Source organism: Rhodococcus sp. 7Tela_A2 (assembly GCF_049311045.1).
Classification (GTDB): Bacteria; Actinomycetota; Actinomycetes; order Mycobacteriales; family Mycobacteriaceae; genus Rhodococcus.
The window spans coordinates 1-8,557 of record NZ_JAXION010000154.1 but is presented as its reverse complement, the minus strand read 5'-3'; the positions used below and the strand labels follow the sequence as shown (position 1 = coordinate 8,557).

The following is an 8,557-nucleotide window of genomic DNA, read 5'->3' as shown; positions in this document are numbered from 1 at the left end:
AACGACCCCGAAGACACCTTGGTGTCGCGGCGGCGCAGTCCGGCGGAAGCGGGGGGGGGGGGGCCCCCCGCCCCCCCCCCCCCCCCCCCGCCCCCCCCCCCCCCCCCCCCCCCCCCCCCCCCCCCCGCCGGTGATCCGGTATCACCGTGTCCGTGACCGGGAGTTCGCCGGGCAGGGGTGACCGTCGGGCAGGAGTGACGGAAACCCTTTCGCCGTTGTCTCTACCCGGATGTCATCGGGAGTTGCCGTTCGGACCGTAGAGGCGGGCGATGTCGGGGGAGTCGAGCCACCCTGAGTAGGTGGGCGATTGCGGCCAGCCCTCGGGGGAGTCCTGCCATTCCTCCTGGCGGCCCCACGGCAGGATGTCGACCAAGGGGAAGGTGTAGCTGAGCTGTTCGGTGCCGCGGCCGGTGGTGTGCCAGGTGCGGTAAACCGTGTCTCCGTCGCGGAGGAACACATTGACTGCGAAGCCACCCCCGGGCGGTGCGTCGACGTCGGCTCCGAACGAGCTCTCCGAGGACGAGTACCAGTCCATCATGTTGCCGGTCTTCGCCTTGTACGCCAGAGCTTCGTCGATGGGCCCGTTGGTGACGATGACGAAGCGGGCGTCGTAGTTGTCGAGGATGCCCAGCCGGGTCCACTGCGAGGTGAGGCTGGTGCAGCCACCGCACTGCCATTCCTCGCCGTCGGACCACATGTGGTTGTAGACGATCAGTTGTGAGCGGCCGTCGAACACGTCGGCCAGCCGGATCGGACCGTCCGGTCCGATCAGTGTGTAGTCGGGCAGCTCGACCATCGGGAGTCTGCGGCGCTGGGCGGCGATGGCGTCGAGTTCGCGGGTGGCAGCCTTTTCGCGTCTGCGCAGGTCGTCCAGCGCGGCCTGCCAGGTCTGCCGGTCGACGACCGGGGGTAGGGCACTCGAGGTCTGCTGGGTCATGATGCCTCCGAGATCGATGGATCTGGTCTGCAAGTTGTGACCGGGCAGCCAACCGGAAGTCATCGCGCTCGTGTCGGCTCGGCCGATGGATGGAGAACGGACATAGCGAATCCGCTCGCCGCGTCGTTGCGTGATGTAGCGAGTAACTCGTCAGATCTGAGGGCCCTCGGATCGAAGATCGTCGACCTTCTTCATGGCCTCACGCAGTTCGGTGAGCCACTCCTCCGAGTGCTGCCCGGCGAGTCGGACCGCCCATTTCAGAGCGTCGGCGCGAGACCGGGCGACGCCCGCGTCGACGAGCGTGTCCAGTACCTTCCGTTCGGGCTGCCTCAGCCGCGTCATCACCGGGACTGCGAGGTGGGTGAACAGGACGTGGCGTTCACCGACGGTGGCTCCCCAGGCGACCTTGCGCCCGTAGCGGGCCTCGGCTTCGTCGGCGATACGCATTCGGTCGGGGCGGGTGCTTTCGCGGAAGCGGGAGATGCGGCCGTCTACGGCGGCGGCCGATGTATCGTCCGGTGCGGGAAGTTCCCCGACCACGGTGATCTCCTCGCGGTCGACTTCGACGGTGGCGGGACCGGTGAACCAATCGTCGGGCAGTCGTCCGGCGAACCATTCGGTGGCGTCCCCCGCGTCGGGCACATGGGCCTGCTGCCAGCCGCCTGGTCGCCCGAATCCGGGTGAATTCATGTGGTGATGTCGCATGATCGTCCTCCTCGGACGCATCGACGTGCAAATTTGCTGTGATTACAGTATTACCCCGTTTTTGTGACCGGCGCCACTATCGGGCGTCCGAATCCCGGGGTGTGAGCGCTCCCGAGTTGACATGCGAGGGGTGAACGCCGTTCACTCTTGCGGGGTGAACAATGTTCACCCCGGAGGGAGGGGAACGGAATGCGAAGTGTGGAAAACGAGGCACGCAGACAGCCCGCCTCGAGTGGCACGATGACCGCGCTGCTGAGCCTGGCGGGACTCGTTGCCGCACTACAGACCACGCTGGTCATTCCGTTGTTGCCGGACTTCCCGGAGCTTCTCGATGTCTCCGCGGGGGACGCCACCTGGCTGGTCACCATCACCTTGCTGACCGGAGCTGTGGCCACTCCGATCGTCTCCCGGCTGGCCGACATGTTCGGCAAGCGCCGAATGATGGTGCTGGCGCTGTCGATGATGGTCGTCGGATCGTTGATCGCGGCGCTCGGCGGAACCTTCCTCGCAGTCCTGATCGGCCGTGCCCTACAGGGATTCTCGTCCGCGCTCATCCCGGTGGCGATGGCTGTGCTCCGTGATGTGCTCCCGCGGGAGAAAGTCGCCGGCGCCGTGGCGCTCACAAGTGCCACCATGGGGATCGGCGGCGCGCTGGGCCTGCCCACCGCAGGTGTGCTCTACGACAGCTTCGGCTGGTCGTCGGTTTTCTGGGTCTCCGCGGCCGCCGGATGTCTCCTCCTGCTGGGGATCCTGCTCGTCGTCCCGGCAAGCGCCACCGGCACCCGGGGGCGATTCGACATCGTCGGAGCGCTGCTGCTGTCCGCCGCGCTGACTGCACTGCTCCTCGGAATCTCGAAGGGGCCCGCGTGGGGTTGGTCGAACCCGCAGACCGTCGCGAGCCTGGTCGTTGCCGTCCTCGTCCTCGCCGTCTGGGTGCCGTACGAATTGCGGGTCGCCGCACCGATGGTCGACCTCCGCGTGTCGATGCGCAGGCCGGTGCTGCTCACCAACATTGCCGGGCTGTTCGTCGGGTTCGCCGCATACGCGAACACTCTTTCGACCACCCAGCAGTTGCAACTCCCCGAGATCACCGGCTTCGGGTTCGGGCTCAGTGCGGCAGCGGCCGGGTTGTGCATGGTGCCGGGAGGTGTTGCCATGCTGATCTTCTCGCCACTGTCGGCACGAGTGACCGCTCGGTTCGGCGGGCGTGCCACCCTCATCACCGCGACGCTCGTCATGACGGCGTCCTACACGTTCCGTATCGCGTTCGACGACACCGTCGCCCTCATCATCGTCGGTGCCGTCTTCGTCAGCATCGGCAACGCGATGGCCTATGCGACGATGCCCGCGTTGATCATGGCAGCTGTTCCGCTGACAGAGACGGCCGCCGCCAACGGGCTCAACAGTCTCCTCCGCACGATCGGATCGTCGAGTATGAGTGCGGTCGTCGCCGCGCTCCTCACCGGGCTCACTATCGAACTGGCGGGACGCTCGTTCCCCGCGCACGGGGCCATCGTGGCGATGTTCGCGATCGCGGGCGCCGCCACGTTTTTGGCTACGCTGGCTGCCATGTTCCTTCCGAAACAGCGACCCGCGCAGCCTTCCCCGGTGGGCTCGGCGACGACCGCGGTGACGACCACGGCCGGATCGTGATGTCCGCGCATGCCGGAGTTCCTCGGGTCGGGTGCCGACGTGGGTGAACCGAGCACCCGGGAGATCATTCTCGACACCGCCAGAACGTTGTTCGCCGAACGTGGATTCAGTGGAACCACGATCAGAGATGTCGCCGAGGCTGCGGGTGTATCGCCCGCCCTCGTGATGAAACTGACCGGCAGCAAGGCCCAACTGTTCCAGGCCGCCGCGCCCGACGCGCCGGGCCTCGCCGACGTCGAGCGCCCGGACGAGTCGATCGGTCGCCGGATGGTGCGTGCTCTCGTCGAGCGGCGAGACACGGGCGACTACGAATTCTGGGCCATGGCACCATTTCTCGTCCAAGAGGCACCCGACCCGGAGAGTGCGCGCCAGAAGATGGTGACGCGTGTCGTGCCGAGGATCGCGGCAACGATCGGTGAGCAGTCGGAGGGTCTGGTGCGGTCGCGGATCATCGTGACACTCCTGCTCGGACTCGCCGGTGGGCTGCGCACCTTCGAGGTGCTCACAGCGGAGGACGTCGGGAACGAGGAACTCATCGAGACCTACGGCGGACTCATCCAGCAAGTCATAGATTCCGGCCGGTGAGTCGCAGCCGTCACGGTGCGCTCGGAGCCTGGGCGGCCCTGGCGCGGCCCGTGAGGTCGTCGAGCGTCAACCGGTGACGCGGTTCGTGCTCCGCGATCATCGATCGTGACACCTCGTGACGAGGTCCGACATGAAGAAGTTCCCCCGACGCCAGCGACTGCCAGCCCGGGTCTTCGTCCATCCGCTCCGTGGCCACCACAACGGCCGGCCGGCTGGACAGATCGCCCGAGCGGGCACGCACCGTTCCGGCGACACTCGCGTGCTCGAGATGACGGCCTCCGCTCGGTCCACCGGACTGCCGCTGCAGGACCATGAGGTCGTGGGTGTCCGGGTAACGGAACGCCCACAATTCGTCGGCGGTCACGAGCACGAAGTTGAGCGACAGTATTCTCAGCCGGTCGGCGACCCACCCGACGGCCGCCGCGATTCCGGCACCGACATCACCGCCCTGTTCGTCGATGTGGCGGGTGATCAGCGCGAAGAATCGCTCCGAATCCGTATCGCCGTGCACGAGAGTGCGGTAGTCGCCGAGTTCGGCTTCCAACAGCGGAAGGTCTTCGATCACTCCGTTGTGAGCGAACAACCTGCCGTTCTGTTCGAACGGATGGGTGTTCGCGAGGACGGTGCCTCCCGTGGTCGCGTACCGGACGTGGGCGACGAAGGTCCGGGACTCCCGCTCCCTGGCCTCGAGCGCGAACTGGCGGTCCTCGTATGCTGCGATCGGTTGCTTCTCGAGCATCGGGGTGCCGTCGGCGGAGAAGGACCCCAGACCGGTTCCATCGGGCATTCGGCGACTCTGCTCGGCGAGGCTGTCTTCGGCGTCGAGGAGCCAGAATGTGGCGTGCACTCGATGGGGTGCTGCGGACATCCCGAACAATCGGCACATTGCCGTCGTCCTCTCGCTCGAGGCCGGATCATCACCAGTATGACCACGCCCGAGGTCGCTCCGGGCCGGTTCCACACCCGAGACCGGGTTGTGCCCGTGAGTGCGATCCGCCCCGAATGGTCCTCGCACGGAAGACGAGAGTTCCCGATCGGGGCTACCGTGAGGAAAACGAAAGGGAGCATATGCGGATACGCGACAAGGTATTCGTCGTCACCGGCGGCGGCAACGGAATCGGGCGCGACGTCGTCCTCGAACTTCTCGTGCGCGGCGCACGGGTTGCAGCCGTCGACCTTCGCAGTGAAGCGCTCGACGGTACGCGCGCACTGGCGCCCGCCGCCGGCGACAGGCTGACAACCCACACCGCGGACGTATCGGATCGCACCGCCGTCGAGGCGCTCGTCGGCGAGGTCGTCGCTGCTCACGGGCAGGTGGACGGCATCGCGAACGTCGCCGGGATCATCCAGCACTTCGTGCCGTTCGCCGAACTGTCGTACGACGAGATGTCGAAGGTGATGGATGTCAACTACTGGGGCGTCGTGCACATGTGCAAGGCGTTCCTTCCCGAGCTCACGAAGCGTCCGGAGGCCAGCCTGCTCAACGTCTCCAGCATGGGCGGCCTCGCACCGGTGCCGGGTCAGTCCGTGTACGGCGCCAGCAAGGCCGCAGTAAAGCTTCTGACCGAAGGGCTGTTCGCGGAGCTTCGCACCACGAACGTCGCCGTGACGCTCGTCTTCCCCGGCGCGATCCGCACCGGCATCGCCGAGAATTCGGGGGCGTCCATTCCGGGCCGCGACACCGATGCGGGCGCTGCGAAGATCACCTCGTCCGCCGAGGCGGCGCTGCGCATCGCCAACGCGATCGAAAAGGGCACGTTCCGTATGTGTATCGGCAAGGACGCCACGATGATCGACCTGCTCTCGCGGCTCATGCCGCGCCGCACGATCGAAATGGTGGCGAAGAAAATGGGATCGCTCGTCGATCGCTGAGCCCACGGCGACCCGTGGCGCCGAGCCCACGGCGGCCGGCGGGGCCCCGTGCTTACGAGTTCTTCTCCTCGGAGTTCTCCGTCTCGGTGGCCGGACCCGCAGGCGTAGCTCCGCCTTCGGTGGTCCACTCGGTCGACTCGCCTTCGGTGGAGCGGGCGGGGTCGGACACGACATCGGGGGCAGCGTCCTCGCTCCCGTGTTCGGTCGACGTGGTTTCGGGGTCTTTGTGGTCGGCCACTGACATGCTCCTCCGTTGCGACGTTCCGGTCGGAATACCCATATCGGTGGCGCTCAACCGCCGGTGTGGAAGACCTCCCTGCGGGGTACCGGGAAACACAGGCCGACGACCGAGGGAGGCAACCGTGTCCGACGAGGCCCAGAACCGGATGCAACACCCCGGAGAGCAACACCCGATTCCCCCGTTGGAGCAGCAACCCGAGATCACCTACCCCGGCGCGACCGACGAACTCGTCACTGCTCCGGACCACGGCGAACTGACGTATCGGGGCTCCGGAAAACTTCTCGACCGGCGTGCACTGATCACCGGTGGTGATTCCGGTATCGGGCGCGCCGTGGCGCTCGCCTTCGCGCGGGAAGGAGCAGACGTCGTCCTCTGCCATCTCCCGGAAGAAGGCGAGGACGGCAGACGGACCGCCGAACTCGTCGAAGCGGCGGGACGGAGCGCCGTGCTCGTGCCCGGAGACATCCGGGAAGAAGACTTCTGCCGACACCTCGTCGCCACGACCGTCTCGGAGTTCGGTGGTATCGACATCCTGGTCAACAACGCTGCCTACCAGCACCTGGTTCCCGGTGGGATCGCCGACATGACCACGGACGGGTTCGATCGCGTCATGAAGACGAATCTCTATGCCCTGTTCTGGTTGTCGAAATTCGCAGTGGCCCGGATGGAACCGGGATCGACGATCGTCAACACCACCTCGATCCAGGCGGTGAACCCCTCACCTGGTCTCCTCGACTACGCCACCACGAAGGCCGGCATCGTCGACTTCACCAAAGGGCTTGCCGCAGACGTCGCGAGTAAGGGTATTCGCGTCAATGCTGTTGCACCCGGCCCTATCTGGACGCCGTTGATTCCTGCGACCATGCCGAAGGATGCGTACGAGAATTTCGGTAAGGATGTGCCGCTCGGCCGTCCCGGACAGCCGGCGGAACTCGCTCCCGCGTACGTGTTCCTCGCCTCGCAGGACTCGAGTTACATCACCGGGGAGACCATCGCGGTAACCGGCGGGGTGCCCTTCACCTGACGAGCAGGTACCTCGAGCGCACCGATGCGGAAATGCTTGTCAGAACGACGGATTCACGGACCAGCGGGCGGGGTGGGAAAGGGGCAATCGCCGCACACGCCTCCGTTGGCGGTGCGGTAGAACAGGCAGCAGCTACGACGCCTTCCTGTCGCTCGGTCGATGCTGCCGGTCAACCGGGGGTCGTCCAGAAGCGCGTCGAGGTGCGGCAGTGCAGCGTCGCCGATCATTCGTCCTGCACCGATCAGAGCCGAGGCCGCGTTACCCCACATCAGCCCGGGTGCCACCACATCGCGCCACGCCTCGATGATCGGCTCGAGTTGCCGGTCGAGCACCTCGACGGCAACGGAGTCACCGAACCGCGGCTCGGCCACGTGCAACAGGAGGGTGCCACCGTCGGACCGCCACAGCAGCTGCTCCGGGTCGAGGCCGATACAACGCCCGGAGAGAGTGACGGACCCGATCGCGATCGACCCCACGCGTGCGGCGTAAGCGAAGAACACCGTCGAAGCGGCCACCCGCATCTCGTCGGTGCTCATCCGCTCGGCCGTAGCGGTCACGAGGTGGTCACGGGTCGTGCGCTCACGCAGTGCGATGGTGGGTTGCCATCGGCCGCCGGGCACTTCTCCGGTCCCGACCGCGAAGAAGGGACTCAGTGCCGCGATCCGTTCGAGCACCCCGGTCGCGCCCGATGTCGCATTCTCCTGGGCCACGGCACTCCTGCTCTCGTTCGTCTTCTCCATCCGCCCGGCTCGCTCGTGCGTCGTGCGACGTCGGCAACGTAGCACGGCGCGAGCACGCCGAATCGCCCGCTTCGGCGGGCCGACTATCGTGGGTCTCACGACAACCGATCGAAAGGACCGGCATGGGTGTGAGTTTGGCCAAGGGCGGAAATGTCTCGTTGTCGAAGGAGGCTCCGAACCTCACTGCGGTGACGGTCGGTCTCGGCTGGGACGTCCGGGCTACGACCGGCGCCGATTTCGACCTCGACGCCAGCGCTCTCGTCACGGGTGCGAACGGCAAGGTGCTCTCGGACCAACACTTCGTCTTCTACAACAACCTGCGTTCGCCCGACGGATCGGTCGAGCACACCGGCGACAACCTGACCGGCGAGGGAGAGGGTGACGACGAGTCGATCAACGTCGACCTCGTCGCAGTGCCCGCCGAGGTGCAGTCCATCGTCTTCCCGGTATCGATTCACGACGCCGACGCGCGCGGGCAGTCGTTCGGTCAGGTGCGCAACGCGTTCATCCGCGTGGTCGACCGCTCCGACGATCGCGAACTCGCGCGCTACGACCTGAGCGAGGACGCGTCGTCGGAGACCGCGATGGTCTTCGGTGAACTGTACCGGCGCGGCACCGAATGGAAGTTCCGCGCGATCGGCCAGGGCTACGCGTCCGGCCTCGCGGGAATCGCCCGCGACTACGGTGTCAGCATCGGCTGATCCGAAGGCCGGTAGTACGACTCGTCGGGAAGGCCGAGTCCGCCCTGCGCGACGTGGATCAGATAACGCTGCGAGTTCTTCGAGTCGGTGTCCACGTAG

The 8,557-nt window shown here is 66.5% G+C and carries 10 protein-coding genes and 1 pseudogene; 5 read left to right on the top strand and 6 right to left on the bottom strand.

Going from position 1 to position 8,557, the window contains the following annotated elements; all coding sequences use genetic code 11:
- Positions 1-232 precede the first annotated feature (232 nt).
- Positions 233-937 carry a DUF899 domain-containing protein gene (locus tag TVH25_RS19650; RefSeq protein ID WP_296550228.1) on the bottom strand — a complete coding sequence of 235 codons (705 nt, stop codon included), beginning with the start codon at positions 935-937 and terminating at the stop codon, positions 233-235.
- A 150-nt stretch (positions 938-1,087) separates the two neighbouring features.
- Complete coding sequence (locus tag TVH25_RS19645) at positions 1,088-1,642, bottom strand: hypothetical protein (protein ID WP_422425272.1); 555 nt, start codon at positions 1,640-1,642, stop codon at positions 1,088-1,090.
- A gap of 240 nt (positions 1,643-1,882) precedes the next feature.
- Between TVH25_RS19645 and TVH25_RS19640 the strand changes: the two genes are divergently transcribed.
- Positions 1,883-3,295, top strand: a complete 1,413-nt coding sequence (locus TVH25_RS19640) for an MFS transporter (protein WP_422425271.1) — start codon at positions 1,883-1,885, stop codon at positions 3,293-3,295.
- A gap of 9 nt (positions 3,296-3,304) precedes the next feature.
- Positions 3,305-3,880, top strand: a complete 576-nt coding sequence (locus tag TVH25_RS19635) for a TetR/AcrR family transcriptional regulator (RefSeq protein ID WP_378528070.1) — start codon at positions 3,305-3,307, stop codon at positions 3,878-3,880.
- 10 nt (positions 3,881-3,890) lie between these two features.
- Here the strand turns inward: TVH25_RS19635 and TVH25_RS19630 are convergent, their stop codons facing one another.
- Positions 3,891-4,766, bottom strand: a complete 876-nt coding sequence (locus TVH25_RS19630) for a class II glutamine amidotransferase (protein ID WP_422425270.1) — start codon at positions 4,764-4,766, stop codon at positions 3,891-3,893.
- Between the two features lie 182 nt (positions 4,767-4,948).
- Here TVH25_RS19630 and TVH25_RS19625 point away from each other — a divergent pair, with 182 nt between their 5' ends.
- Positions 4,949-5,752, top strand: a complete 804-nt coding sequence (locus tag TVH25_RS19625; protein WP_422425269.1) for an SDR family NAD(P)-dependent oxidoreductase — start codon at positions 4,949-4,951, stop codon at positions 5,750-5,752.
- A 52-nt stretch (positions 5,753-5,804) separates the two neighbouring features.
- Here TVH25_RS19625 and TVH25_RS19620 read toward each other — a convergent pair whose 3' ends face one another.
- On the bottom strand, positions 5,805-5,996 hold the full coding sequence (locus tag TVH25_RS19620; protein ID WP_169619109.1) for a hypothetical protein: 192 nt from the start codon (positions 5,994-5,996) through the stop codon (positions 5,805-5,807).
- A 142-nt stretch (positions 5,997-6,138) separates the two neighbouring features.
- On the opposite strand from TVH25_RS19620, the gene TVH25_RS19615 reads away from it, so the two are divergent.
- Positions 6,139-7,017: an SDR family oxidoreductase gene (locus tag TVH25_RS19615; RefSeq protein WP_296550611.1), complete on the top strand. Its 879-nt coding sequence runs from the start codon at positions 6,139-6,141 to the stop codon at positions 7,015-7,017.
- A 53-nt stretch (positions 7,018-7,070) separates the two neighbouring features.
- Here TVH25_RS19615 and TVH25_RS19610 read toward each other — a convergent pair whose 3' ends face one another.
- Positions 7,071-7,727, bottom strand: coding sequence for a (2Fe-2S)-binding protein (locus TVH25_RS19610; protein WP_296550607.1), 657 nt, complete (start codon positions 7,725-7,727; stop codon positions 7,071-7,073).
- Between the two features lie 152 nt (positions 7,728-7,879).
- Between TVH25_RS19610 and TVH25_RS19605 the strand changes: the two genes are divergently transcribed.
- Complete coding sequence (locus TVH25_RS19605; protein ID WP_169619121.1) at positions 7,880-8,458, top strand: TerD family protein; 579 nt, start codon at positions 7,880-7,882, stop codon at positions 8,456-8,458.
- 8 nt (positions 8,459-8,466) lie between these two features.
- Here TVH25_RS19605 and TVH25_RS19600 read toward each other — a convergent pair.
- Positions 8,467-8,557 (bottom strand): annotated as a pseudogene (locus tag TVH25_RS19600) (hypothetical protein); the annotation flags it as partial.